The following is a 519-nucleotide window of genomic DNA, read 5'->3' on the forward strand; positions in this document are numbered from 1 at the left end:
GCGCGGTGTAATCGAGGTTCGCAGCCTTGAACGCGGCGCGGATGTACTGGTCGTCGATGAAGCTGTTCAGGTCGAGCCCGCGATCAGCTTTCTTCAGCAGCTTCAGGGTATCGATGGCGGTACCGACGGCCTGGCGATATTCAGGCTTCCAGCTCAGGTCGCGGGTCTGTACGCCGAGCGGGCCATGGAACAGGTAGTTGACCTCGGCATCGACGCCGGTGACTTTGGCGATCAGTTCGCTGTACTTCTCCGGTTCGGTGGCGAGCAGTTGGTTGGCTTCGATGCTCGCACGCAGGTAGGCGACGACGATTTCCGGGTACTTTTTGGCGTAGGCCTGATCCACCAGTGCGCCATGGAAAGTCGGTGCGTTGGCCTGAGCGCCGTCATAGATCTTGCGGGCGAAACCACGGCTCGGGAACAGCTCGGCGAAAGGCACAAAGTCGGCGTGGGCGTCGATCTTGCCGGCCTGCAATGCCGAGCCGGCGACTTCCGGTGGCTGGGCGGTGATGTTGACATCCT

At 61.7% G+C, this 519-nt stretch carries 1 pseudogene; it reads right to left on the reverse strand.

The annotated features are described in order from the left end of the window. Positions 1 to 519, reverse strand: a pseudogene (locus J5M71_RS27135) (nitrate ABC transporter substrate-binding protein); the annotation flags it as partial.

The organism is Pseudomonas sp. 43(2021) (assembly GCF_017490805.1).
Lineage (GTDB): Bacteria > Pseudomonadota > Gammaproteobacteria > Pseudomonadales > Pseudomonadaceae > Aquipseudomonas.